This window comes from Paenibacillus sp. FSL H7-0690 (genome assembly GCF_037980415.1).
GTDB lineage: Bacteria > Bacillota > Bacilli > Paenibacillales > Paenibacillaceae > Paenibacillus_AQ > Paenibacillus_AQ odorifer.
This window is the reverse complement of record NZ_CP150281.1, coordinates 1214025-1239696: the sequence shown is the minus strand read 5'-3', so window position 1 is coordinate 1239696 and position 25672 is coordinate 1214025. Positions and strand designations below refer to the sequence as shown.

General features: G+C 43.5%; 24 protein-coding genes. 6 read left to right on the top strand and 18 right to left on the bottom strand.

The annotated features are described in order from the left end of the window. Nucleotides 1-143: 143 nt before the first annotated feature. Both MHI32_RS05430 and MHI32_RS05425 read left to right on the top strand, forming a co-directional pair. Nucleotides 144-992: an AraC family transcriptional regulator gene (locus MHI32_RS05430; RefSeq protein WP_076130624.1), complete on the top strand. Its 849-nt coding sequence runs from the start codon at nt 144-146 to the stop codon at nt 990-992. 91 nt (nt 993-1083) lie between these two features. After that, a complete protein-coding gene (locus MHI32_RS05425) occupies nt 1084-2076 on the top strand; it encodes an aldo/keto reductase (protein WP_076130623.1) in 993 nt (330 codons plus the stop codon). 100 nt (nt 2077-2176) lie between these two features. Here the strand turns inward: MHI32_RS05425 and MHI32_RS05420 are convergent, their stop codons facing one another. The 5 genes from MHI32_RS05420 to MHI32_RS05400 all read right to left on the bottom strand — a co-directional run bounded on the left by MHI32_RS05420 (nt 2177) and on the right by MHI32_RS05400 (nt 6572). Next, entirely contained in the window at nt 2177-2908 is a 732-nt protein-coding gene (locus MHI32_RS05420) for a ZIP family metal transporter (protein WP_036676473.1), read from the bottom strand. Nucleotides 2909-3089: 181 nt separating this feature from the next. Continuing rightward, nucleotides 3090-3893, bottom strand: a complete 804-nt coding sequence (phnE, locus tag MHI32_RS05415; protein WP_036676480.1) for a phosphonate ABC transporter, permease protein PhnE — start codon at nt 3891-3893, stop codon at nt 3090-3092. Next, entirely contained in the window at nt 3890-4681 is a 792-nt protein-coding gene (phnE, locus tag MHI32_RS05410; protein ID WP_340012000.1) for a phosphonate ABC transporter, permease protein PhnE, read from the bottom strand. Before phnE (MHI32_RS05410) ends, phnE (MHI32_RS05415) begins: the two co-directional genes overlap by 4 nt. A gap of 1 nt (nt 4682) precedes the next feature. Then, entirely contained in the window at nt 4683-5465 is a 783-nt protein-coding gene (phnC, locus tag MHI32_RS05405) for a phosphonate ABC transporter ATP-binding protein (protein ID WP_038568965.1), read from the bottom strand. 129 nt (nt 5466-5594) lie between these two features. After that, nucleotides 5595-6572, bottom strand: a complete 978-nt coding sequence (locus MHI32_RS05400; RefSeq protein WP_038568963.1) for a phosphate/phosphite/phosphonate ABC transporter substrate-binding protein — start codon at nt 6570-6572, stop codon at nt 5595-5597. A gap of 177 nt (nt 6573-6749) precedes the next feature. On the opposite strand from MHI32_RS05400, the gene MHI32_RS05395 reads away from it, so the two are divergent. Beyond that, entirely contained in the window at nt 6750-8324 is a 1575-nt protein-coding gene (locus MHI32_RS05395; protein ID WP_076309560.1) for a bifunctional UDP-sugar hydrolase/5'-nucleotidase, read from the top strand. On the opposite strand, the gene MHI32_RS05390 is transcribed toward MHI32_RS05395, so the two are convergent. The 3 genes from MHI32_RS05390 to MHI32_RS05380 all read right to left on the bottom strand — a co-directional run bounded on the left by MHI32_RS05390 (nt 8321) and on the right by MHI32_RS05380 (nt 11990). Beyond that, nucleotides 8321-10090 (bottom strand): M3 family oligoendopeptidase, encoded by a 1770-nt coding sequence (locus MHI32_RS05390; protein ID WP_340011999.1) that lies wholly within the window; start codon nt 10088-10090, stop codon nt 8321-8323. The genes MHI32_RS05395 and MHI32_RS05390 overlap by 4 nt on opposite strands. A 224-nt stretch (nt 10091-10314) precedes the next feature. Next, nucleotides 10315-11526: an MFS transporter gene (locus MHI32_RS05385; RefSeq protein ID WP_076130619.1), complete on the bottom strand. Its 1212-nt coding sequence runs from the start codon at nt 11524-11526 to the stop codon at nt 10315-10317. Between the two features lie 11 nt (nt 11527-11537). Continuing rightward, a complete protein-coding gene (locus tag MHI32_RS05380) occupies nt 11538-11990 on the bottom strand; it encodes a MarR family transcriptional regulator (RefSeq protein ID WP_036676493.1) in 453 nt (150 codons plus the stop codon). Nucleotides 11991-12271: 281 nt separating this feature from the next. Between MHI32_RS05380 and MHI32_RS05375 the strand changes: the two genes are divergently transcribed. Then, complete coding sequence (locus MHI32_RS05375) at nt 12272-12811, top strand: NADPH-dependent FMN reductase (RefSeq protein WP_036676495.1); 540 nt, start codon at nt 12272-12274, stop codon at nt 12809-12811. Nucleotides 12812-12997: 186 nt separating this feature from the next. Then, nucleotides 12998-13906, top strand: a complete 909-nt coding sequence (locus MHI32_RS05370) for a DMT family transporter (RefSeq protein WP_340011998.1) — start codon at nt 12998-13000, stop codon at nt 13904-13906. Nucleotides 13907-13973: 67 nt separating this feature from the next. Here the strand turns inward: MHI32_RS05370 and MHI32_RS05365 are convergent, their stop codons facing one another. The 4 genes from MHI32_RS05365 to MHI32_RS05350 form a co-directional block, all read right to left on the bottom strand. Further along, nucleotides 13974-14579, bottom strand: coding sequence for a flavin reductase family protein (locus MHI32_RS05365; protein WP_038568951.1), 606 nt, complete (start codon nt 14577-14579; stop codon nt 13974-13976). A gap of 17 nt (nt 14580-14596) precedes the next feature. Then, nucleotides 14597-15574 carry a ring-cleaving dioxygenase gene (locus tag MHI32_RS05360; protein ID WP_076280468.1) on the bottom strand — a complete coding sequence of 326 codons (978 nt, stop codon included), beginning with the start codon at nt 15572-15574 and terminating at the stop codon, nt 14597-14599. Between the two features lie 298 nt (nt 15575-15872). After that, complete coding sequence (locus MHI32_RS05355) at nt 15873-17081, bottom strand: MFS transporter (RefSeq protein WP_036676501.1); 1209 nt, start codon at nt 17079-17081, stop codon at nt 15873-15875. 141 nt (nt 17082-17222) lie between these two features. Further along, nucleotides 17223-19451 (bottom strand): S-layer homology domain-containing protein, encoded by a 2229-nt coding sequence (locus MHI32_RS05350; protein ID WP_340011997.1) that lies wholly within the window; start codon nt 19449-19451, stop codon nt 17223-17225. 264 nt (nt 19452-19715) lie between these two features. Here MHI32_RS05350 and MHI32_RS05345 point away from each other — a divergent pair, with 264 nt between their 5' ends. After that, nucleotides 19716-20693 carry a tRNA-dihydrouridine synthase gene (locus MHI32_RS05345; RefSeq protein ID WP_076129221.1) on the top strand — a complete coding sequence of 326 codons (978 nt, stop codon included), beginning with the start codon at nt 19716-19718 and terminating at the stop codon, nt 20691-20693. A gap of 137 nt (nt 20694-20830) precedes the next feature. Here the strand turns inward: MHI32_RS05345 and groL are convergent, their stop codons facing one another. The 6 genes from groL to moaC form a co-directional block, all read right to left on the bottom strand. Further along, nucleotides 20831-22462: a chaperonin GroEL gene (groL, locus tag MHI32_RS05340; protein ID WP_076129222.1), complete on the bottom strand. Its 1632-nt coding sequence runs from the start codon at nt 22460-22462 to the stop codon at nt 20831-20833. 78 nt (nt 22463-22540) lie between these two features. Further along, complete coding sequence (groES, locus tag MHI32_RS05335; RefSeq protein WP_036676506.1) at nt 22541-22822, bottom strand: co-chaperone GroES; 282 nt, start codon at nt 22820-22822, stop codon at nt 22541-22543. 512 nt (nt 22823-23334) lie between these two features. Further along, a complete protein-coding gene (gene tatC / locus MHI32_RS05330) occupies nt 23335-24102 on the bottom strand; it encodes a twin-arginine translocase subunit TatC (RefSeq protein WP_076129223.1) in 768 nt (255 codons plus the stop codon). A 143-nt stretch (nt 24103-24245) separates the two neighbouring features. Continuing rightward, nucleotides 24246-24488 carry a twin-arginine translocase TatA/TatE family subunit gene (locus MHI32_RS05325; protein ID WP_036676510.1) on the bottom strand — a complete coding sequence of 81 codons (243 nt, stop codon included), beginning with the start codon at nt 24486-24488 and terminating at the stop codon, nt 24246-24248. 139 nt (nt 24489-24627) lie between these two features. Next, the gene (locus MHI32_RS05320; protein WP_036676512.1) at nt 24628-25113 is read right to left on the bottom strand and encodes a MogA/MoaB family molybdenum cofactor biosynthesis protein; all 486 of its coding nucleotides are present in this window, start codon (nt 25111-25113) and stop codon (nt 24628-24630) included. Nucleotides 25114-25198: 85 nt separating this feature from the next. Beyond that, complete coding sequence (gene moaC / locus MHI32_RS05315) at nt 25199-25669, bottom strand: cyclic pyranopterin monophosphate synthase MoaC (RefSeq protein WP_076129224.1); 471 nt, start codon at nt 25667-25669, stop codon at nt 25199-25201. Nucleotides 25670-25672 lie beyond the last annotated feature (3 nt).

Here is a 25672-nt window from a genome sequence, read left to right as displayed (position 1 = left end):
ACCAAACTGGACAGGGATAAACTACGATCTTTGAATTGTCTGCAATTCCGAGTTAATATTCCTTCTAAAATATGCTGTATAATAAAAGTAAGCGGGTACAACTACCTTGATTAACTCTATAGAAGAAAGAGAAGGAATCATCCATGGCGATATTTAACTATAATTCTGAGCGTCCCTTCCGAGGCAATCCCGACCTGCATCTCCATTACTGGGGGCGGGAGCAGTGTCTTCCCGGACATTTTTTTGGACCTGGGGTCCGTGACGTATATAAAATACATTTTATCCATGCAGGAACAGGTGAAGTTACTGTGGGTGAACAGACCCATTATCTTAAGCCAGGACAAGCTTTTCTCACCTATCCGCATATCGTAACTGCCTACACAGCAGACATAGCAAATCCATGGGCCTATTCTTGGGTAGCTTTTACCGGGGAGCAGGTTGATTATATTTTGGCCAAAACCGCCTTGTCACCTGAGCACCCGATCTTTCCAATGGATGAACAGCTTATGCCGAATTTATACGAGCTCCTGACACAAGCAGCTGAAGCTTCGGACAGTCTGGATCTACCTCTAAAAGCAATTATGTATGAGTTCTTTTCTCTGTTACTTCGAGCGGTGCCAGCAGTTCCAGATGTACTTCCTTTACCACGTCAAAAGAGTATTTACGTCGAGCAATGCCTGCACTTTTTGCATACACATTATTGTGAAAATATTTCGGTTGAGATGATGTCCTCTTCGCTCAAGCTGGATCGCAAATATTTATCCTCCTTGTTCAAACGGACAATAGGTATGCCACCCCAGCAGTATTTATTAAATTTCCGCATCGCTAAGGCGTGCGAGCTGCTGACAGAGACCTTATGCACGATTGGTGAAATCTCACGTTCTGTGGGCTATCAGGACCCCTTACTCTTTTCGCGGATGTTCAAGAAGGTGAAAGGTTGTTCGCCAAAAGAATACCGTAGCCGTCATCTCGAAAATGACATTGTACTATAAACTTCTTCCTTGCTGACATACGTTTGTCCGCGATCTTTCGCTACAATAAGGACGTAACGTACTAAGTAATAAGTGTTTATAGGAGGAATAAATCATGTATAACGCAAGCGCTACCAGATATGACAATATGAAATATAATCGCACCGGAAAGAGCGGTCTACTCCTGCCAGCGATCTCGCTTGGTCTATGGCATAACTTTGGCGGCAACGACTTATTTGAGAATGGCCGCGCCATGGTAAGAAGAGCTTTTGATCTAGGAATCACTCATTTTGACCTTGCCAATAATTACGGTCCACCCGCAGGCTCCGCCGAAGAAAGTTTTGGCCAAATTCTTAAAAAGGATCTGACCCCTTATCGTGATGAGATGGTTATCTCTACTAAAGCTGGTTATTATATGTGGGCTGGTCCTTATGGTGAATGGGGCTCCAAAAAATATCTCGTCTCCAGCCTAGATCAAAGCTTAAAACGTATGGGACTGGATTATGTTGATATTTTCTATCACCACCGCCCAGATCCAAATACACCACTGGAAGAAACCATGGCTGCGCTGGACCTCGTGGTACGCCAAGGTAAAGCGCTGTATGTCGGGATTTCGAATTACGGACCTGAACAAACACGCGAAGCGGCACAAATTCTGCGTCGACTAGGCACGCCATGCCTGATTCATCAGCCAAACTATTCCATGATGTCCCGCTGGATTGAAGATGGCTTGCAGGATGTATTGTCTGAAGAAGGCATCGGCTCCATTGTGTTCTCCCCGCTACAAGGGGGCATACTGACCGATCGCTATCTAAACGGAATCGCTCCTGATTCCCGTGCCGCTGGTCCAAGTGTATTCCTGTCTGAGAATGCCATTACTGAAGAGGCGATCGGCAAGGTTCGCAAACTGAACGAGGTTGCTGCTGCACGTGGACAAAAAATGTCTCAGCTAGCGTTATCTTGGGTACTCCGTGGAGGCAAAGTAACTTCTGCATTGATCGGCGCAAGTAAGGTAAGCCAGATTGAAGATGCCGTCGCTTCCTTAAATGCCCCAGAGCTTAGCGCTGAAGAACTAGAGCAAATTGAGGCAATTCTGCGGGGATAAAGCTTAGTTATAACAAGACAAAGACCAATGAGGTCAGGCAGCTTAAAGCTGCTCTGGCATTTCATTGGTCTTCTTTTTTATAGATTAGAGTTCTATTTGCTCACCCAAATATCTGCGTGATGTACACCATGATCAATAATCCAAAAATAAACGAATACGTCGAAGGCCGCTCATAACCATGGCCATGACTCTCCGGAATCAGCTCCTTGTAAACGATAAAGAGCATAGCCCCGGCTGCAAAAGCTAGACCATAACCCACAACATTATGCAGGTAACTAGCAGTAAAATACCCGATCACCGCAGATACCATCTCCATCAAGCCGGTAAGTGTAACGATTCCTAAGGCTTTTAGCTTGCTAGTTCGCGAATTCATCAGAAAGACCGCAAGAATCAAACCTTCCGGCATATTCTGTGCGCCAATGGCAATCGCCACGGTAGGACCTAAACTGGCCTGTTCGCTGGCATAACTGAAACCTGTACTGAGGCCTTCTGGTATGTTGTGGATGAACAGCGCAATCATAACAAGCAGCGCTTTTGAATCCATATTGGTATAACCGGGCTTATTCTCCACATCGATATGCGGGATGTTATTTTCAATTAAATCAAGCAGCAGCACTCCGGTAATCAAGCCCAAGGTTAAAGCGATAATCCCCGATTCTTTGATCGATTGCGGCATGAGTCCAAACGTGGAGGCGGACACCATAATCCCCGCAGTGAAGGCTACGAGGATATCTTTCCACTTCTCGGATAACCTCTTCACGAACAGGATCGGAAATGCTCCAAGAACGGTAGCCATTGCCGATACAAAGCTGCCAATAAGCGCAGATTCCAAACCTTCAACTCCTTTGGTACAAGTCGGATAGACCAACATATGTTTCAGAAAAAATAATTATTACTTTTTCATACATTTTCGAATGGTCCAATATAGTATGGATCATATCATAAAAGACCTCCCCTAGGTTCGGTTCATACCCTAAGGAGGTCTTTGTCTCACATATCATTATGCAACTCGGTTACACCAGCTTCTTCCGGATCTTGCCGGAAATCAAATCAATAATTGTGATCATCGCAATGATACCTAGCAGTATAATCCCCACGCGGTCCCAATTCCGTGAACTGAGCGCGAAGATTAACGGTGTGCCGATCCCCCCTGCTCCAATCACACCTAGAATCGTAGCCGAACGAACGTTAATTTCGAATCTATATAAGGTATAGGATAAGAATCCCGGCAGCACCTGCGGCAACACCGCAAACCACAATACCTGCATGCGGCTGGCACCAGAAGAAATTAAAGCTTCGAGTGGACCGTTGTCGATATTCTCAATCTCATCCGCGAACAATTTGCCGAGCATGCCCACCGAATGTAGTCCCAGAGCCAGCACACCTGCAAAAGAACCCGGTCCAACAGCCTTGATAAATAACAAAGCCATAATAATCTCAGGGAAGGTTCGTATAAAGCTCAACATCAGCTTGCCGGAACCTGAAATTACCTTTCCCTTGCTCATGTTAACTGCAGCCCAAAATGCAAAAGGAATACATAAAAAGGTCGAGATAAAAGTGCCTAGGATTGAAATAGCTAACGTCTCGAGCAATCCCCGCAGGAGATCCTCCCCATCTGGTAAATAAACGAAGGCCCAGTCAGGTGAGAATATCCCGGCAAAAATTGCTTTAGTAATGATCCCGGCGGTTTCTTTGAATCCATTAAACGGCACTCCCGAAAAAGCCCAAATATATAACGCGGCTAGGGCTACATAAATCAGCCAACGAAAACGATTTTTACGGGGTTTAGGGACAAGGGTATTCCATGATTTACTCATATTAATTTCTCCCGCAGCTTAGTGCTTACATAATCAATAATCAGTACTACTGCTAATGTGAACAAGATGATGGTGCAAGTCTTATCGTATTCCAAAAAGCCTAGGGTAACTTCATAATAGTGGCCGATCCCACCCGCTCCTACCAGACCTAAAACCGCCGCAGCACGAACATTAATCTCGAAGGCATATAGGACATAAGACATAAAATGAGCCTGTACCTGTGGAATGACTCCGAACATAATGCGTTGAATCTTATTAGCCCCCACTGAAGTCATTGCTTCCAAAGGTCCTTGATCAATCGTCTCCATCGTTTCATAGGTAAGCTTAGCGATCAGCCCCAACGAAAATATCGTCAATGCAAATATCCCAGGAAGCGCACCGAGGCCGAAAATAGCCACAAAGATAGAAGCCAACAGCAGATCGGGAATCGTACGGATCAGGTTCAGCAGCATACGAACCGGATAATGAAGCCAACGGCTTTGCGTAATATTGCTTGCACACAACAGCGCAACCGGAACCGCAAGAATGGCACCAAACGTTGTGCCAACCAGCGCCATCCGGATCGTCTCCAGCATCGCATCTATAATGTTGTCAAAATACCCCCAGTTCGGGGGAAACATTTCCTTAAGCAAATCAAGCATATTCGGCAGACCGGAGATCAGCTCTCCAATGGATGAATCGGTCAAGACCGCACTTCTCCACAGTAATACTACTAATATAATGGCTGTGAAATAATGTTTTATCTTCCTTGGCGGTTTGGGATGTAGCTTCTCTGCATTCACACTCATCTCACACGCCTCCGAGTACAGGCTCACCTAACAACTCATCCTGATGAATCGGTCTGCCGTAAATCTCAGCAAACCTCTCATCGGTTGCCTCTGATACAGGACCATCGAAGACAACCTCTCCTGCCCGGAGCCCGATAATCCGGGTAGCGTATTCTCTAGCCAGATCAATAAAATGCAAATTCACAATGGTTGTAATCCCGAGTTCCATATTAATCTTCTTTAGATCATCCATAACCTGCTTGGTTGTGAGCGGATCTAGTGAAGCTACAGGTTCATCTGCGAGGATAATCTGTGCCTCCTGCGCAAGAACACGGGCAATAGCTACACGTTGCTGCTGACCTCCAGATAGCTGATCTGCACGTGTATAGGCCTTCTCGGCGATATTTACCCGATCAAGGGATTCGAAGGCTAAATCGATATCCTTTTGTGGGAATCTGCCAAGTATCGTCCGCAGTGTGGAATGATAGCCCACCCGTCCTGCCAAAACATTACGAAGCACCGTCGTACGTTTCACTAAGTTGAAGCTTTGAAAGATCATTCCGATATTCCTACGGATCATTCGTAGCCGGCTTCCTTTTGCATTCGTGATGGACTGCCCGTTAATAAGAATATTACCTTCGGAAATATCATGAAGCCGGTTAATGGAACGCAGCAAGGTCGACTTCCCTGCTCCCGAAAGACCAACAATAGCTACAAATTCTCCGGCTGGAATGGTCAGGTTAATGTTGTTTAATCCTTTGGTTCCGTTTAGATACGTTTTGGATACATTACGAAGCTCTATCATGAAATCATCCCTTTATGTGTTTTCGTATATTCGTATAAAAGAGATAGCCAGATCCGGGGGGGAATCCGGAGCTGGCTATCCTTAATGCCTGTTATACACCAACATCGTTGTATCCTTGAACGGCCTGTTCTACTCTGTTTTTACTTTACTGTTGTATTCGCGAACAATGTCAAAGTTGCTGTCTTGTGATTTCACATAACCTTCATGAGAGTAAATGTCTTTGATAATCTCATGGCCTTCTGTGTCAGCTGCGATATCAATGAATGCCTGCTGGATTTTTTCTATCCATTCTTTATTCATATCTGAACGGACCGAAATCGTATCGTTAGGAATTTTATCAGTAAAGGCGAGAACTTGAGTATCTTCAAATACTTTTGGATAATCCTTAACGACCGTGTTCCGGGCATCTTGGAAAATAGCTGCTGCATCTACGTCACCATTCAGCACAGCAAGCACGCCTTGATCATGACCTTTAACCGTAATGGCTTGTACATCCTTCAACGGATCAAGTCCTGCATCCATTAGTGTTGCAGCCGGCCATACAAAACCTGCTGAGGATGTAACGTTTTGATAGGCAATTTTTTTACCTTTCAAATCGGCAACCGATTTGATCGCAGAATCCTTCTTGACGATAATCATAGATTTATAGAAATCCGCTAATTCATCTGTTGGACCACCGGTTTCATCATTTACACCAAAACGTTGAGCCTGAAGAATAACCTCAGCTGCTCCTTTTTCTTTAGCTAACACGTAAGCAGTTGGAGGAAGGAAACCTACATCCACTTTTTTAGAGGCCATAGCTTCGATAACGGTGTTGTAATCAGTAGAGACACTTACTTCTACAGGAATACCGAGCTTGTCACCCAGTAATTTTTCAAGAGGTTTCGCTTTAGCTTCGAGCGTATCTGCATTTTGAGAAGGAACAAATTGTACAGTAAGCTTCTCTGGAACATAACCCTCTGCTACAGGAGCTGCCGTTTCCTTCGGTGCATTTGCCCCGTCCGTCGATCCTTGGTTTGCATTATTTGTAGTGTTGTTAGCGCCACAACCACTAAGCAATGTAATAGACATCATTAGCGGCAATACGAATTTACTGATTTTTCTCAAACGAAAGACCTCCACTGTTTTCTATTTTTATTTTTGAGTACTTCTAAACTATAGATGTGTTTTATTAAATCAATAGCAACCAAGCATCAAATATATGTAAAATTTATTCCAATCTCTTAAAGTTACCAAATTATCTGCTAGAATGAGGTCTGAACTTATTATCAGGAGGGGCTACCTATGAATAAAGAGAATTCAATAACCTGTGAAATCCTCGTAACAAGTGATCTACATGGACATTTTGGGCCCGTCGATTACCGCACGGGGGAGAAACGACCAGCAGGCTTAGCAACAATTGCTACCCTCATTAAACAAGAAAGATCCCATACTCCTGAGCTGATCCTTATAGATAACGGTGATCTTATTCAAGGCACACCGTTAACTTATTATGCAGCTACACATTATAGTAATGAGCTGAATCCGGGCATAGCTGCACTAAATGAATTGAAATATGACGCTGCAATTATTGGCAACCATGAATTCAATTTTGGCAAAACTCTGCTGAATAAAGCCGTTCAGGATTCCTGCTTTCCTTGGTTATCAGCTGGAATTATAGATAACACGACAAATCAACCCGCCTTTGGTAAACCCTATATCATCAAATGGGTAGATAAAATCAAAGTAGCCGTTCTAGGGGTTACGACGCATTACATCCCCCACTGGGAGAACCCTAGCCATATTGAAGGGCTTCAATTTGAGGATTCGCTAGAGACTGTAAAACATTGGTGTGCCATTATACGGGCAGAAGAGCAGCCTGATCTGCTCGTTGTAGCTTACCACGGCGGATTCGAACGCGATCTAAGCAGTGGAGAACCTGTAGAAAGACTAACGGGGGAGAATCAAGCCTACGCCATGTGTACAGAGGTAGAGGGCATAGATGTGCTAATTACCGGACATCAGCACCGCTCCATAGCTGGAGAGTTGAACGGTGTTACAATCATACAACCTGGTTGTAATGGACTTTCCCTCGGTAAAATTTCGGTTATTTTCCAAAAAGAAAATACACACTGGAAGATTCAGCGTAAACATGCCGAGCTCCTTAACGTTAATGAGACAACAGCTGCAGATGAAATAATCCTAGAGCTGAGCAGTACTCTTGAATCAGAAACACAAACTTGGCTGGATGAGAGAATAGGAACGGTTATCGGGGACCTGTCTATTTCCAGTGCTGATGAATGCCGCTTAGCTGACCACCCTTTTATAGAATTTATGAATAAGGTACAAATGGAGGCTACTGGCATAGATATTTCTACAGCAGCCTTACTCAGTAACGATTGCAAGGGTTTCAGCGAAACCATCACACGCAGAGACATTTTATCGAACTTCATTTATCCCAACACCTTAACCGTCCTAAGACTGACAGGACAAGATATTAGAGAGGCCTTAGAACAAACCGCTAACTATTTCCAACAAGACGAAAACGGAATAATCGTTAACCCCGCCTACATCGAGCCTAAACCGCAGCATTACAATTATGATATGTGGGAAGGAATACAATACGAGCTTGATACCGCTAGACCTGTAGGCGAAAGAGTCCTCCATCTGCTGTACCAAGGTCAGCCTATAGAGGACTCTAAAGAATATGAGGTTGTTATGAACAATTATAGAGCCAGCGGTGGCGGAGATTATGAGATGTATAAGGGTAAACCGATTGTTCAAGAAATTATGATCGACATATCTGAAATTGTCACGGACTACATTGAAAAGCATGGCCAAATTGAAGCTACCTGTGACCATAATTGGAGAGTTGTTTAGGCTTTAGCGATGAACACCCCAATGTCGCTCTCTATTAACTTCAATGCACTTCTCCAGAAGTCGACGGAGTGAACATCTAGATACATTGTTTTTGCTACATCAACAATATTATGTTTGCTGGTATCCCTAAGGAACTGGCGATACTTAGGGGCGAACTCTTCGCCCCTCTTTAAATATTCCGCGTACAGTCCTTTAGAGAATAACAAACCAAAGGAATACGGGAAATTCAAAAATTCATTACTAGCCATAAAATATCCAGCTTTGTTCATCCACATGTACGGATGGATTGTACCCGGGTCAATGCCCTCACCATAGGCTTCCACCATACAGGCAATCATCAATTCATTTAGCTCTTGAACAGACAGCGGGCCTAATGCTCTTCTCTCATATAATTTGATCTCAAATAAATAACGGGCATAAAAGTCTACAAGATAATAACCGGCATCAGAAATACTTCTCTCCAGAATAAGCAGAGCTTCCTTCTCCGTTGAATTTGTAATTATGGCATGGTTCACTATCGTCTCACAAAAAATCGAAGCCGTTTCAGCAATCGGAATCGGGTAATCCGTATTCAGCATCGTTTCATTAGCCAGACAGGAGCTATGATAGGCATGGCCGAGCTCATGGGCAAGGATACTAATATCTATAGCATTTCCGGTGAACTGGGTCATAATTCTGCTCTCGCCAATCGGAAAAATATCAATGCAAAGTCCATACCCCCCTTTGCCTGATCTAGGTTCTGCATCAATCCATTGCTGATCAAAAGCCTTCTGAGCAAAACAAGACAGTTCCTCACTAAAGGTTGCGAAGCTCGAGAAGATTGTATCTTTGGCGTTAGCGTATGTAATTTTCCCGTTTTCTACACCGACTGGTGCAAAAATATCGTAAAAAGGCAGCTTTGCCGGATGTCCCAGCAGCTCGGCTTTCTTTTGATAATAGGTATGAAAGGCTGGCAGGCTCTCCCGAAGAGCAGTGAGCATAGCGGCTAAAGTCTCACTGTCCATTCTCGAAGCGATTAACACTTTTTCCAGAGAAGATTGATAACCCCGCATGCCATAAATCGTCAGCGCCTCACCACTAATGCCATTTAAGCTGGCTGCGCAGACCTCAGCAATACGACTACAGGCTTCTGCCTCCGCTTCATAAGCAGCTTTTCTTAAGCTGGCATTATTCTCATAAGCCATACTTCTTAGCTCCGCAAGTGTCACTTGTCTAGTTTCCCCATCTACCACTAAATCTGCAAGTGCACTTGAAGTCCTCTCCATATACAGTCTGCTCCATGCTTTGGATCCTGTACTCTGCATTTTGGCTATGGCCATTTCAAGTTCTTCGCTTAACTCATAGCGGGATTGTAACAGGAGTTCTCGCAAATAAAATTGATGCTCCATTAGATAAGGTGAGCTAACGATAAGCTCATCCATATGATCACAAGTGCTAAACCAGCGCTTAAAAGCCACAACTACCCCGATGATTTCTGAATTGGCCTCCTCAATATCATCAGCAAGATTCATGGCTTCCTCGGAGCCACGATCTGCGCTGAGTGTTAACTCTGCATAAGCTAACAAGCATACATATATGCTTTTATAATCATTATAAATTCTTAAAAAGCCCTCCACAGGCATGGTTGTAACGTCTTTTACTTTCAAATGGTGCTCAGCCCACCGCTTTAAATCTTGTATATGCTGGCTCAGTAGCTTCCGATCCCTTTTTAACTGCTCCGATTCAAAGGAAGGATATAAACTATCTAAGTTCCATGTCATATTCATCCGCAAATCTCTCCCCCTTCGATTCCTATTCTTCTAAGCATAATCCATCCTGCCAGAAAAGTGCATCGACATAATGTACTTCTTCTCTTCATACACAAAAAAAGGACCCTGCCAACGTCCGGCAGGGTCAAAGTCTATATTATAAGGGGGTTATGTGATTACTATAACCCTCTTAGCTTAAAATAATATGAATAGCAGATAAAGATTGGCTTAATCTCCGAACCCTATTGACTTAAGGTTGATGGATTCACTCTAGCCTTGTTAATCTGAATTCCCACATACACGATAAGGAACAACACCATAAACCCAGCCGAATAACGATACATTATCCCATAATCAGTTGCTGCCGAGATTGCCCCCAGAATAATGGCTCCACTGGCTACACCCAAATCCGTTGAGTTATAGAACATACTGTTGGCCATACCATATTGTGCTGGAGTTGAGGTGCGAAGCATCCAAGCCTGGATCGTTGGCTGAATAGCGCCGAAGCCAAGTCCATATAGCAGTGCAGAAACGATGAGCATTGGCATAGAGGTAGTATAAGAAAGCACAGTTAAGCTTGCAACGACGCAAACCGCCGCCGGGATTAGGACAGAAGCTGGTCCTCTTTTATCAAATAATCTGCCGGAGATAGGTCTTATAATGATGATCGTAACCGCATTAAATAAAAAGAACAAACCCACTTGCTCCAGATGAACTGATTCGCCGAATAAAGCGATAAAGCTTAGCAATCCCCCGTAGGTAATTGCCAACATGACATTTAGAATGGCAGGCAATACTAACTTTGTATTAAACGGAACCTTGAGAGGTTTGGTGGATTCGCTTTGAGTTGGGGTAGGCTTTTTTTTCGGTTGCGCTGGAAGTGAACGAGAAAATAAAAGTACTGGAAAAGCAAGAAGTAAAGTTACCATACCGATCATAGCCAGTGTTCCAAAACCTGATTGTTTCATCACATTCAAGCCAATCATTGGACCGATCGACATCGCCAGGCTGGTGGATAAACCGAAATAACCTATCCCTTCACCCATTCTTTTGCTTGGAATAATCTGTGAAACAATCGTTGGGATAATCGTGCTGGCAATCCCGAATCCAATCCCATAGCCCACACGCATCAGCAGCAGTGATCCGATAGAATCTGCTACAACATAAAGGCCGGTAATAGCGGCGGCAATTGCTAAGCCAATATATAATAATACATTGCGGCTAACCTTCCGCATCAGAAAAGCGGTCATAAAACGTGAGGCGATCGCAGTTAATGCAAAGACGCTGGTAACGAGGCTGACCATGATATCTCCGGCCTGAAATTCGCTTTTTACGTAAGACGGAAATGAAGATAACAACATCTGTAAATTCATAAATAAAAATAAAGCACTAATCGTTAAAGCAATAAAAGATTTGGTCCATAATTTCGTACGTAGTTCTTGTTGTTCTAACATAACTTGCCTTCCTACTCTCCATCTGTTATTTGATCTACATGATTGTTTATTCTTAGCAGCAATTCCATGAGCAACTCATATTCCTTACTAGAAATACAGTTCATAATCTCTTCTGTCACCTTATCTTCAATAGGAACGGTTTCCTTCACCAGAGACCTTCCTTTTTCCGTAATATAGACTTTAAAAGAACGCCGATCGTTCTCGCCGGTTCTTTTGTAAATCAGTCCCTTTCCTTCCAAATGATCCAGAATTCGCGTTGTAGTTGGCTTATCCTTACCAGAGCGCTTAGCAATGTCCTTCTGAATCAAACCTTCCGTTCTGTCAATATGAAAAAGGACTGACCATTGCTCTGGTGTTATATCATGTTCTTTCAGCCCACTTTGAAATAACATGCTTAATTTACGATAAGTCGTGCCCATCATAAATCCTAACGTAAGCTCGGATTGGTTATGCTTTGTCGTCATGATCGTATCCCTTCTCAATTAACACTGTTTTAATAGTTGCTTAAACAATTATATTCCTAACAACTAATTTTGTAAAGGTGAAGCAAAGCTATGAACTAACTATTATAAAGTTGCTTGACAAAGCACACTATGTGCGGTATTATTATCTCATCTTAAAGATACTTAACTTAAAGACAACCAGAGTTTACTACTCTTGAGATAAATAATTTTTAAAGGTTGTGTACTTCATGGGATTTCTAGACAAACTATTTGGTAGAACAAAAATTGAGGAGGAACAAACAATGTCAAAATTAAACATCGGTATTATTCTCGGAAGTACTCGTCAAGGTCGTTTAAGCCCGCAAGTAGGAGAATGGGTTAAAAAGATTGCGGATGCACGCGGGGATGCTAATTATGAGATCATAGATATTGCAGATTTCAAGCTTCCACTATTGGGTGAGGCTGATGCAACTGAACAAGCAACAGCATGGAACACTAAACTTGCTACACTAGACGGTTTCGTATTTATCGTACAAGAATATAACCACAGTATTTCTGCATCACTGAAAAATGCGCTCGATTATGCCCGTGAAGCTTGGAATAATAAAGCAGCAGGTATCGTAAGTTATGGTTCCGTAGGGGGCGCTCGTGCAGCTGAACATCTACGCGGAATCTTGGGAGAACTATCTGTAGCAGACGTTCGTGTACACCCTGCATTGTCACTGTTCACTGATTTCGAGAACGGAACTGTGTTTAAACCAGCGGATCTGCATCTTACCAATCTTAATGGGATGCTGGATCAAGTCTTGGCTTGGAGTGGCGCATTGAAAACTCTACGTTAAGATAACGCCTTACCCCTCTGTTATGTTATGAAGTACACCCTTTAGAATAGACATTTGATAAACCTTTGGTTTGTCCGGTCGATTCTAGAGGGTGTATTTTTTATGTGTGACGAAATGAGCACCCTGTGTAGAATCTAATCTGGTATAATCGGCGGGGATTTTAATCTACAGCAAGGAGCAATGATTATGTGGTTTATGTTTGCATTATTAACAGCCTTCGCTTGGGGAGGGGCTGACTTATTTTATAAAAAGGGGACCGATAGTCAGGATCGGTATAGCCATATTAAGATTGTCATTATCGTGGGGATAGTCATGGGTATTCACGCAACAGCTTATATGCTCATTCAAGGATTAACCTTTGATCCTATGGACTTAATCCGATATTTCCCTGTGTCTGCACTCTATATCCTGTCGATGGCAGTTGGTTATATTGGACTCAGATATATTGAGTTATCCATTGCCTCCCCCGTACAAAATTCATCTGGCGCTGTAACGACGATATTATTATTTATCTTTTTCACCCATGAGCTAGGGGCGCTTGAAATCGTTGGTGTTGCCGTTATCACCTTGGGCATTATCGGGATCGCCATCTTGGAAAAGAGAGCAGAACACCAAGCGCTTCAAAACAGCACCACACAGATTGATAAAAAATATCAGATTGGCGTGATCGCCATCATTTTTCCAATCCTATACTGCCTAATCGATGGACTTGGCACCTTTGCCGATGCTATTTATTTGGATGAACTCAGCCTGATTAGCGAAAAAGCAGCTCTGCTCGCGTATGAATACACCTTCTTTATATGTGCCATCTTGTCTTTTATATACCTGAAATTTTTTAAAAAGGTAAAGTTCAACCTATTTAAAGAACGGGATAAGGGCTTCGCAGCCATTCTGGAAACGACCGGACAATTCTTCTACGTATTTGCTATGTCCAGCAACGCGATTATCGCGGCACCACTTATTGCTTCATACAGCATTTTTTCCGTAATATTATCGCGAATCTTCCTCAAAGAAAAACTAAGCAAGGCACAATATGCCGTTATTATCGTTGTGATTCTAGGGATTGCTTTGTTGGGGGTTGCGGACGAACTGTAGCTTCGGTACACAAAAAGACCTGCTAAGTAGGCTTCATTGCTTACTAGCAGGTCTATTCTATAGTTGCTTATTCCGGCCTATCTATTGTAAAAATCTCTCCAAGGGTTGCGTAATTATTTCCCGCCAAACGGCTCACAGCGTTTAGAACTCTCGGGTCAATATGCCCTTCCTGATAGATCGATTCATCGATATGGAATTGAACAATTTCGCCAATAAACAAGTCACTCCCAGGTTCTTCGCCTCCTAGAGGAATTGCTTGAACAAGCTTGCACTCCATCCGCACCTTCGCTTCCAAAACGCCAGGCACAGCAACACTTGTACTTTGAATCGGTGTAAGATTCGCCAGTTCAATTTCACTTTCAGAAGCAGGTAATGTGGCTGCAGTCTGATTGATCTTCGCAACATTCTCCTCATCTACAATATGCACAACAAACTGTTGATTATCGTAAATATTACGGGCTGTATCTTTTAAACGCCCTGCTGGTCTTTGAATTGCCAATGAAACCATTGGAGGATTAGACGAAACGATATTAAAATAGCTAAAAGGTGCACCATTTAAGAGACCCTCTTCTGATTGTGTTGTGACAAAGGCTATTGGCCTAGGAATAATAGTGCCAATTAATAATTTGTAATTTTCCCGCTCACTGTTGTGCTTTGGATCAATTGAAATCAATTTCCTCAGCCCCTTCTTCACTCTTTCACAAAGTCGATCGTACTTCTAACGGTATCAATAGGACGGACTAACTTCTCAATTTGCTCACGTTTAGGTTCCAAGAAAGGTGGCAAAGAAAGCTTCTCGCCAACGGTCTCATATTCCTCATCTCCCATAAATCCTGGCCCGTCAGTGGCAAGCTCAAACAATATTTGTGGTGCTACACGTGTATACAACGACTCGAAGAAGTGACGATCTACATATCCTGAAGTTTGGAATCCAAAGCCTTCAAAACGCTCTGTCCACTCGTCCAGCATCGCACGATCCTCTACACGGAAAGCAGCATGGTGAACAGTCCCAAAACCTTGGCGTGAATTCGGTAAGAACTCATTATGCTCTACAATAATTTGTGCACCGTTTCCGCCTTCGCCAACTTCAAATAAATGATACGTCTCTTCCTGAGCAATTTCTTTAAACAACATCACTTTCTCCAATACTTCTTTGAAGTAGTTCAAGTCAGCAATTCGTACAAAGATCGGTCCCAAGCCAGTTATTGCATACTCCAAAGGGATAGGTCCTTTTTGCCACGGTGTACCTGATACGACACCTTTATTCAATTCATCTGAAATAAGTTGATACTGTTGATCATCGAAATCTACGAAGGATAATGTCTTTTTGCCGAATTGCTCTTTAATGCCGGTATGCTTCACTGCAAGCCGATCAAAACGCTTAACCCAGTAGTCTAATGCTGCATCTGTTGGTACCCGGAAGGATGTTTTCGCAATCTCGTTAGTTCCATGAACCCCTTTAGGGATGTTAGGAAAATCAAAGAAGGTCATATCTGTTCCGGCGCTGCCCTTATCATCTGCAAAAAACAAATGATACGTCTGAATATCATCTTGATTAACTGTTTTCTTCACTAGACGCATACCTAACACGTAAGTAAAAAACTCGTAATTTTTCTCTGCACTGCTTGTGATGGCTGTAACGTGGTGAATCCCTTTTAAGTTTCTCATTGTTATACACTCCTAATGTTTAGTTGATTTTGACTCCTAATATAATTCCCAAGAACAAAAAGGTTTAGTTTAATTATCTTAATATTAAGATATCACTTAAAAAAAAGATCTTTTTCTACTGTACAAGCTCTTTGGTGGATAACATCGAGTTTTTTATCTTCACTTTAAATATCTTTAACTTAAGATAAGTTTAGCACTGAATCTGTAGGAAGTCAACGCTTTGAAGCTTTCCATATAAAAAAGGCTCCACACAAGTTCAATGAACTCGTATGAAGCCGGGATATTTTATATCATCTCATTAGGTTAAGTTATGATGCTGAGTGATGACCGCTGCTTGGCTTTGATGATCCATCTTATAACATATCAACGTAATCACACAGGCCAATATCGCCAGGATGGCAGCAGCTACAGGAAGAGAGATTAATCCTCCATGCCCGGCAACCACTCCACCGATCGCGGACCCGCCTGCAATTCCCAGGTTTGAGGCTACTGGATTCAATGAAGCAGCAAGATCCTTCGTTTTTGGTGAGAACTGCTTAGCTAAGTCAATCAAATAGAGCTGCGCAGGGGCGCTCACAATACTCGACATCATGGCTAGAGCCATTAGCACAATCATTCCTAGAATGGAAACAGATGCGGTCATACTAAAGATAACATAGACCACAGCTTGGATAAGGAACACGAATCTCAGCTTACTAACCGCATTCCCGGTCGCAACCTTGCCACCAATCCAGTTGCTGACAATCGTGGCAATTCCGTATACAAACAGCACACCGCTAACTGAGCTTTTAGGAACGTTCATGACTTGCTCCAGTATAGGTGTAATGTAAGTGTACATCACAAATACGGCTCCCACTGCCGTAACCGGAATGAGAAATGCAAGAATAATGCGGCCGTTTGTGAGCAATCCGATCTGATCCTTGAGTGAGCTAGGCACAGGTTTCGGTAATTGGCGTGGAATATAGATATAATTTAGGACTATGGCAACTCCAGCTAATATCCCATTCAGAACAAACGCTGCTGGCCAATTAAAAAACTGCCCGACGAAAGTACCGATCGGCACACCAAAAACATTCGCAATAGCAAAACCACTCAAAATTGTAGCAATCGCTTTGCCTCTCTTCTCCTGATCAACCGCTTCATTCGCTACCGTAATAGCTACAGAAAGAACAAAGCCACATAGTATGGCAGTAACTATTCTAGTCACCAGCAGCATACTGTAAGTTCCAGTTACAGCACTCCACAAATTTAGCAGTAAAATCAATACAAGTGATACAAGAATCGTAATCCGTTTCGGAACACGGCTGCACAAGGACATCATAATTGGTGTGCCAATGGCATAAGAAATCGCGAAGCCAGATACCAATCCCCCGGCTGTCGCAAGCGTAACTCCGAGGCTTGAGGATATTTCAGAGAGTAAACCAACAATAATATACTCCGTCGTACCCAGAATAAAAGCCATAAAAGTAAACGAGAAAATCAATGCGTTCTGACGTGTTGTTTTCATGGTGCTCTCCATCCTGTTTATCTCTATTTTTATATGAACATACCTTACTCATAATACTCATTTAGACTATATTGAGCAATCCTATTTTTCATAAAAAAGAAGCTTCCCACAAGTTCAAAGAACTCATGAGAAGCTTCTAGTTTAAGCCGGTGGCAAAATAATTAAGGTAATGACTTGTTCCTCGGAATAAGATCTGGCTGTTCCAGGTCCATCCGCATCTGCTTTGAACTTAATGAGATAGGTCCCGGGTGCCGGCATCACTTTATTATGAAGTTCAAAAGCGATATCCGAAACACCTATGTTACTTCCTGTGAAAGTTAACGTATGCCCATTATTGCTAATTTGATCACTCGTCGGATGTGTCCATCCACTAATGGTATAATAGTCGTTTGTGGTAAAGGTAATGCCTTCCAGCGTTACCTGAATTTCAGCATTCGTAAAGCTTTCTCCGGAGAAAAAGTCGAAGCGAATGCGCGATTGTGTAGAACCCGTTATCAGTTGTTTTGTTTTTGAACCGCCGCCTCCGTCAAAGCCATATATAGAGCTAGTAACCGTAGGTGTGGTCAGAACACCATTAACAAGCTCAATCGTAACCGCATGTACAGCATTCTTCGCTGATTCATTATTGGATGAATCCTTAGCGGTAATCACGAAACGATACGTTCCTACGGTCAGATCCCCAATATTGGCCGCACTCACAGATCCATCTGCTGCACTAGTGCCTAATGCAAGGGCTGTTCCTAATTCGTCGGCATCTACTTCACCGTTCTCATTCGCATCCGTCCACAGGTAGGCTTGTACCGCTGCTCCTTGCTCACCGATGGCTCCCGCTAACCCGCGAAGCTGATCTTGTGTCCCGTTGTAGTTGTCGATCGCTTCGAACTTAGTTGCGTCCACTACCGGTGCACTCGTATCCGGAACTTCGTTTTTGCTTAAGGTCACCGTAACCGCATGGGCAGCGTTCTTCGCTGATTCATTATTGGATGAATCCTTAGCGGTAATCACGAAACGATACGTTCCTGCGTTCAGATCCCCAATATCGGCCGCACTCACAGCTCCGTCTGCTTCACTGGTGCCTAATGCGAGGGCGGTTCCTAACTCATCGGCATCTACTTCACCGTTCTCATTCGCATCCGTCCACAGGTAGGCTTGTACTGCTGCTCCTTGCTCCCCGATGGCTCCCGCTAACCCGCGAAGCTGATCTTGTGTCCCGTTGTAGTTGTCGATCGCTTCGAACTTGGTTGCGTCCACTACCGGTGCACTCGTATCCGGAACTTCGTTTTTGCTTAAGGTCACCGTAACCGCATGGGCAGCGTCCTTCGCCGATTCATTATTGGATGAATCCTTAGCGGTAATCACGAAACGATACGTTCCTGCGTTCAGATCCCCAATATTGGCCGCACTCACAGATCCATCTGCTGCACTAGTGCCTAATGCGAGGGCTGTTCCTAACTCATCGGCATCTACTTCACCGTTCTCATTCGCATCCGTCCACAGGTAGGCTTGTACCGCTGCTCCTTGCTCCCCGATGGCTCCCGCTAACCCGCGAAGCTGATCTTGTGTCCCGTTGTAGTTGTCGATCGCCTCGAACTTGGTACTTTCAACCATAGGTGCATTTGTATCTGAATTGCTGCTATGCTCACTTTGCGAAGGGGAAGATCCTCCAACAACAGGAGTAGGCACTGTTACCGGCTCTTTACTCGGTTGAGCAGTTGGGGTGGAGGCGGGCTGCTCAGTGTTTCCGTTCTCCTTAAACTTCAGAAACTTAGAGGCTACTAGAGCTACGGCCTGACGATCTACTTTGGCATCAGGATTAAAAAGATTATTATATCCGGTAATCAATCCATATTCCACAGCAGCAGCTATAAAATCTTTGGAATAATCAGCAATTTGGCTACTATCAGCAAATTGCAAAGTTCCAGCTTTACCCGTAGGATTGACCCCCAATGCTCTCACGAACATGACGACCATATCCTGACGTGATAAATTTTGCCCCGTACCGAAAAGATTACTGCCTGTACCCTTAATCAATCCGGCTTTGACAGCTGCCTCTACATAGCTGTATGCATAGTTGCTTGTGGGAACGTCCAGAAAGGTTGGCAGTGCAGGAGGGTTTGAAACATCCAGCTTTAATGTCTTTGCTAAAATAATTGCAAAATCCTGCCTTGTAATATTCGACGTAGGATAGAACTTACTCTCTCCGACACCAGTCACTATCCCCTGATCGAATAGCTCAACAATCGCTTTTTTTGCATATGAGCCATCAATATCAATAAAGGAAGCCGCTGCCGATCCTTTGGTCGGCATAATGATAGGGCTTGATAATACAGCAGCAGCCAATATAGAGCTTATCCATTGCTTTTTGTTCACTTGCTTATCCCCCTGTTCTTTGGATGCGTTATGTCGTTTGTCTATAATCGATTCGTTAACACGATTCGACTTTATATTACAAACTTTTCATCTACAGGATTATAACAAGTATCAATAAACAGATTATAAACAAATAGCCGTGGATGAACATTCTCATATCATTGATTCTGTGCATCAAACGAAAAAAAATGATACTATGTATGATGGGTATAGGACTTTGCTATCCTTATATCGTTTTTATATATTACAACAAGAGGAGATAATATGAGTAACGAACAAAACTTTTGGCTTGATTTACCGAAGCCGTTTTTTATATTAGCGCCCATGGAAGATGTCACAGATGTTGTATTTCGGCACGTCGTTAGTGAAGCTGCGAAACCCGACGTATTTTTCACAGAATTCACAAATACAGAAAGCTATTGTCACCCTGTAGGAAAAGACAGTGTACGTGGTCGATTAACGTTCACAGAAGATGAGCAACCGATTGTCGCTCATATTTGGGGTGATAAACCCGTATTTTTTGAACAGATGAGCATTGATATGAAAAAACTTGGTTTTCGTGGTATCGATTTAAACATGGGGTGCCCAGCACAAAACGTCGCATCGAATGGAAAAGGTGCTGGATTAATAAAACATCCTGAAGTTGCAGCAGAAATTATTCAAGCAGCAAAAGCAGGTGGATTGCCGGTTAGTGTTAAAACAAGATTAGGATACTCTGATATTGACGAGTGGCGCGACTGGCTAGGACATATATTGAAACAAGATATTGCGAACCTTTCCATTCACCTTCGTACAAAAAAAGAGATGAGTAAAGTAGAGGCACACTGGGAACTAATCCCTGAAATAAAAAAATTACGCGATGAAATTGCTCCAAATACGTTGTTAACTATTAATGGAGATATTCCTGACCGCGCAACAGGATTAAAATTAGTAGAACAATACGGCGTTGATGGAGTCATGATTGGCCGCGGCATTTTCACCAATCCATTTGCCTTTGAAAAAGAACCTAAAGAACACAGCGCGAAGGATTTTCTCAATTTACTTCTTTTACAGTTGGATCTTCACGATAAATATTCAAATGAACTCGAGCCACGTTTATTTAAACCACTTCTTCGCTTTTTCAAAATCTATGTTCGTGGATTTAGAGGCGCAGGCGAACTAAGAAATCAATTAATGGATACAAGATCAACTGATGAAGTACGTCGTTTAGTAAAAACTGTTTTAGAGCAAGAATTAGATTAAATTATACCCACAAAAAAATGAGAGACCTCTCAAAAGTTCAATGAACTTATGAAAGGTCTCTCATTTTTGTACTATGTGGTCAAATGGTGTTTCCTCTCAAGGAAACTCATCATCGAATTGCTTCGATAATGATTTTCTTACATCATGCCGCCCATTCCACCCATGCCGCCCATATCAGGCATGCCGCCGCCTTTTTCAGGCTCAGGCTTGTCAGCGATAACTGCTTCAGTAGTCAAGAACATAGCCGCTACGGATGCAGCATTTTGCAGCGCGGAACGAGTTACTTTAGCAGGGTCAACGATACCCGCTTCGAACATGTTCACCCATTCACCAGTAGCAGCGTTGTAGCCGATACCTACTTCTTCTTTTTTCAAGCGGTCCACAATTACGGAACCTTCTTGACCAGCGTTAGCTGCGATGGTGCGAATTGGCTCTTCCAACGCGCGAAGCACGATGTTAACGCCTGTTTTCTCGTCGCCAGTTACGTCTACAGCAGCAACAGCGTTATATACGTTCACAAGAGCTGTACCCCCACCGGATACGATACCTTCTTCAACCGCTGCGCGAGTTGCGTTCAGGGCATCTTCGATGCGAAGTTTGCGCTCTTTAAGTTCAGTTTCAGTTGCAGCGCCAACTTTGACAACGGCTACGCCGCCAGCCAATTTAGCCAGACGCTCTTGCAATTTCTCTTTGTCGAACTCGGAAGTTGTTTCTTCCAGTTGAGCACGGATTTGGCTTACGCGTGCATTGATGTCCGCTTTGTCGCCGCTTCCGTCTACGATTGTTGTGTTTTCTTTAGTTACGCGTACTTGACGTGCGTTACCCAGTTGTTCAATGGAAGTGCTCTTCAGATCAAGACCGAGCTTCTCAGTGATCACTTGGCCACCAGTCAGGGCAGCGATATCTTGCAGCATAGCTTCACGACGGTCGCCAAAGCCAGGAGCTTTAACAGCAACAGCGTTGAATGTTCCACGCAGTTTGTTCACGATCAGCATAGCTTGTGCTTCGCCTTCGATATCTTCAGCGATAATAACAAGCGGTCTAGCTTGTTGAACGATTTTTTCAAGCAATGGAAGAATTTCTTGAGTGCTGCTGATTTTTTTATCAGTGATCAAGATGTATGGATTCTCCAAAACAGCTTCCATTTTATCTGTATCAGTAATCATGTATGGGGAAATGTAACCACGGTCGAATTGCATACCTTCTACTACTTCAAGCTCAGTAGCGAATCCACGGGATTCTTCAACAGTGATAACACCGTCTTTACCTACTTTTTCCATAGCTTCAGCGATCAATTGACCTACTTCATCGTCAGCAGCAGAGATAGCAGCTACTTGAGCGATAGCTTGGGAATCTTCGATAGGCTTAGCGATTTTTTGCAATTCTTCAACAGCTGCACGAACCGCTTTGTCGATACCTTTACGGATAACCATTGGGTTAGCACCAGCAGTTACGTTCTTCAGACCTTCGCGGATCATAGCTTGAGCCAGAACCGTTGCAGTTGTAGTACCGTCACCGGCTACATCATTAGTCTTAGTAGCAACTTCTTTAACCAGTTGAGCACCCATGTTCTCGAATGCATCTTCAAGTTCGATTTCTTTAGCGATCGTTACACCATCGTTAGTGATGAGTGGGCTACCAAATTTCTTCTCAAGCACCACGTTGCGGCCTTTTGGTCCAAGTGTAACTTTTACCGCGTTTGCCAGAGCATCTACACCACGAAGCATAGAACGGCGAGCTTCTTCACTGAATTTAATTTCTTTAGCCATTGTGTAATTACCTCCTAGAATTTTTTGTATATCATATTACTTTAAGTAGTTTAGATTTAGCTTATGATCGACTCTTGCTTAGTCAAGAATCGCGTGAATGTCGCTTTCTTTCATAATCAAATATTCTTTACCTTCATATTTGATTTCTGTTCCTGCATATTTTGAGAAAAGAACACGGTCGCCTTCTTTAACTTCAAGCGCTACACGTACTCCATCTTTCAAAGCTCCGCTGCCTACTGCAATAATAGTTCCTTCTTGTGGCTTTTCTTTCGAGGAGTCCGGAAGCACAATCCCGAATGAAGTTGTTTCCTCCTGCTCGCTCGGTAGCACCAATACGCGTTCACCTAATGGTTTGATCATGAAAAAATAGCCTCCTTTAAAATTATGTTATTTTGCTTCAAAACATAGTTTAGAACTTACCGGTCAAGCTTAGAATGCTGTGATGTTCTTGAAAAATATCAATGGAACCCTGCTAATCTCCAGCCCATCTCCTATTTTTCAAGAGCGTTAGCACTCAACAGCGTGCAGTGCTAACAACAATTTTTATGATACTCAACTTGAGCCCGGATTTCAAGTCTTTTTACACAAATTCGTATTAGTTTTCGCAAAAAAATACGTTTCAATGCTTGTCCAAGCACACACTCTATTACATTGTATCCACGGGTTTTGAAAATATGCGTAGGATTCCAGCGCTTTCCTCTCACCCCTTATAGATATGAACGTTGCTAGAATGGTTAGACCTTTGCATCTAATGATCCTGATCGATCGATAACAATTACTTACTAAGTGTATTCAATCCAACTAATGAAATCAACTTATAGCAAAAAAGCTGCCACATTCGTAGAAAATCTACTTAGCGGCAGCCTCTCTCCTCACTCCTGCTTCTGAACATACCGTTCATCCCGTGCCGCGTCCGCAGCAAGTTGCTTGCGATAGACAAATGCAGATAAAAATACACTGAACTCATACAAAATGAGCAGTGGAATCGTCACCAGAAAGTCTGAGATAAAATCCGGGGGCGTGATAACTACAGCAATAAAAACAAGCGTGAAATAGGCGTACCGACGCATTTTACGCAAGCGTAGCGGGTTGAGTACTCTTAGTTTGGTCAGAAACATCACCAGCAATGGAAGTTCAAACAGCAATGCCAGCGGCAATACCAGGCTGAACATGAAGTTAAAATACTGTGCAATCCCGTAGGTCTCTTCCAGTCCCATGCTTCTGGTAATTGAGATCGTGAACGAAAGTGCCATTGGAAAAACAATATAATAAGCAAAAGAAAGACCGATAAGGAAAAGAACAAACACATAGGGAACATAACGAAGTGTCGCACTTCGCTCCTCCGGCCGCAGGCCCGGACTGATAAATGCCCACAGCTGGTAGGCAATAAACGGGACAGAAATCACTAGCGAAACGGCCATCGCGATCTTCATGTACATCCCAATGCCATCCCAGAATGAGAATGCATGCAGAACAAAACCTTGCGCCAGGTCCGTGCTAATCAAATAATCGTAAATGGGCTTTGCACAAAATAAACCGCCAATTAATCCAAGGACAAATACGACTAACACATAAATAATCCGTTTGCGCAGCTCGGTGAGATGATCCACCACCGACATTTCTTCCGATTTCAGAGACATCCAGACACCATCCCATGACAAGAGTAAAAAAGATAACACTAACTTTCTTCAAAGCAGTGTCCGTTGCTGCGGAAAGCAAAGAAAAAGGGGCGTCTCCTCAAGTCTAGTAGACTCCTGAGAATGCCCCATTGAAAGATCTTCTATTATTCCGGCAGGCGTTTGTCCTGAGGAATATCTGCAGCGACCGTTTGCGGGGCCGTCGGCACAGGAGCTTCGCTCTTCTTCACCGGTTCATTATCCCCGATGATTTCACGCGCGCCTTCCTTAAATTCACGGAAGGTTCGTCCAACTGCACGGCCTAGCTCTGGCAGTTTATTTGGGCCAAAGAGCAGAAGTGCCAGTATGACCAACAAAATAATACCAGGAGTACCAATTCCACTAAACATTATTATTCCTCCTTGTCCACCTGTCCGTTCATGGTATCGTTTACTTTAATTTAATAATACCATAACTTATGTCACAGTTACATCCACTTTCTTCTATAAATAGATTATCATTGTGACGTGACAAGAAGATGACAAAGGGTTATTGACGGTATTGGCCAGTTACCATGAGCAGTGCTTCCGGTAATTGATCCATAATAGCTGCCAGATTCTCATGAACACCCTTCGGCGTTCCAGGTAAATTGACAATCAACGTGCGACCGCGAATGCCGCATATCCCACGAAAAAGCATAGCTGCACGGTTTTTTTGCATCACTGTGCTTCGCATGGCTTCTGAGAGCCCAGGCACTTCCCGTTCTACTACTCGCCGAGTAGCGTCCGGAGTTACATCACGAATTGCCAGATCTGTGCCTCCGGTGGTCAGTACCAAATCTGCCTGAAAATAGTCCGTCAGTTCAATCAAGGCTGCGATAATCTCATCTTGTTCATCGGGAACGATTCGATATTCAATGATCTCGCCACCTAGTTCCTCTTCCACCAGCTCCCGAATAACCTGGGCGCTCGTGTCTTCCCGTTCGCCCCTGGCCCCTTTATCACTGGCCGTTAGGATTGCTGTCTTCCACGCCATAGGTTTGTCCTTCCTCTCTATATGTATAGTTGGCTGTACAGTTCAGCCTGCTCGCCTCAGCGCTTCGAACAAAAGCAGCTGATACTTATTCGAGCGCATAATCTCCGTTCTTGCCCCCGCTCTTAGATACCAGAAGCGTCGGTCCGATAATCATATCCTTCTGAATAGCCTTACACATGTCGTACACCGTTAGTGCTGAGGCAGAAACAGCGGTTAAGGCTTCCATCTCTACTCCGGTTTTTCCTGTAGTACGGACTGTTGCTTCTATATAAAGTTCATCTTCGCTGTTATCGGAGAAGCTGATATCAATACCGGTAAGTGGCAGCGGGTGGCACATCGGAATCCAGTCTGACGTCTTCTTAGCCGCCATAATCCCGGCGATCTGTGCAACAGCAAGGACATCACCTTTGCTGATCTTGCCACTCTTAATGGCGCTCAGCGTTCCAGCAGCCATCTTGATCATACTCCGCGCGACAGCTGTCCGCTTCGTAATCTCCTTCTCACTCACATCCACCATACGAGCTCTTCCCTGCTCGTTGAAATGGGTCAATTCCATGGC

Bases quoted from the DNA above. Each gene is read 5' to 3' on its own strand.
- MHI32_RS05355 (WP_036676501.1), bottom strand. From the start codon at position 17,081: ATGAAAACAACACGTCAGAACGCATTGATTTTCTCGTTTACTTTTATG.
- moaC (WP_076129224.1), bottom strand. From the start codon at position 25,669: ATGGAATTGACCCATTTCAACGAGCAGGGAAGAGCTCGTATGGTGGAT.
- tatC (WP_076129223.1), bottom strand. From the start codon at position 24,102: ATGTCTCTGAAATCGGAAGAAATGTCGGTGGTGGATCATCTCACCGAG.
- phnE (WP_340012000.1), bottom strand. From the start codon at position 4,681: ATGAGTGTGAATGCAGAGAAGCTACATCCCAAACCGCCAAGGAAGATA.
- MHI32_RS05375 (WP_036676495.1), top strand. From the start codon at position 12,272: ATGTCAAAATTAAACATCGGTATTATTCTCGGAAGTACTCGTCAAGGT.
- MHI32_RS05395 (WP_076309560.1), top strand. From the start codon at position 6,750: ATGAATAAAGAGAATTCAATAACCTGTGAAATCCTCGTAACAAGTGAT.
- MHI32_RS05370 (WP_340011998.1), top strand. From the start codon at position 12,998: ATGTGGTTTATGTTTGCATTATTAACAGCCTTCGCTTGGGGAGGGGCT.
- MHI32_RS05380 (WP_036676493.1), bottom strand. From the start codon at position 11,990: ATGACGACAAAGCATAACCAATCCGAGCTTACGTTAGGATTTATGATG.
- groES (WP_036676506.1), bottom strand. From the start codon at position 22,822: ATGATCAAACCATTAGGTGAACGCGTATTGGTGCTACCGAGCGAGCAG.
- MHI32_RS05325 (WP_036676510.1), bottom strand. From the start codon at position 24,488: ATGTTTAGTGGAATTGGTACTCCTGGTATTATTTTGTTGGTCATACTG.
- MHI32_RS05345 (WP_076129221.1), top strand. From the start codon at position 19,716: ATGAGTAACGAACAAAACTTTTGGCTTGATTTACCGAAGCCGTTTTTT.
- MHI32_RS05430 (WP_076130624.1), top strand. From the start codon at position 144: ATGGCGATATTTAACTATAATTCTGAGCGTCCCTTCCGAGGCAATCCC.
- MHI32_RS05320 (WP_036676512.1), bottom strand. From the start codon at position 25,113: ATGGCGTGGAAGACAGCAATCCTAACGGCCAGTGATAAAGGGGCCAGG.
- MHI32_RS05390 (WP_340011999.1), bottom strand. From the start codon at position 10,090: ATGAATATGACATGGAACTTAGATAGTTTATATCCTTCCTTTGAATCG.
- phnC (WP_038568965.1), bottom strand. From the start codon at position 5,465: ATGATAGAGCTTCGTAATGTATCCAAAACGTATCTAAACGGAACCAAA.
- MHI32_RS05385 (WP_076130619.1), bottom strand. From the start codon at position 11,526: ATGTTAGAACAACAAGAACTACGTACGAAATTATGGACCAAATCTTTT.
- MHI32_RS05360 (WP_076280468.1), bottom strand. From the start codon at position 15,574: ATGAGAAACTTAAAAGGGATTCACCACGTTACAGCCATCACAAGCAGT.
- phnE (WP_036676480.1), bottom strand. From the start codon at position 3,893: ATGAGTAAATCATGGAATACCCTTGTCCCTAAACCCCGTAAAAATCGT.
- groL (WP_076129222.1), bottom strand. From the start codon at position 22,462: ATGGCTAAAGAAATTAAATTCAGTGAAGAAGCTCGCCGTTCTATGCTT.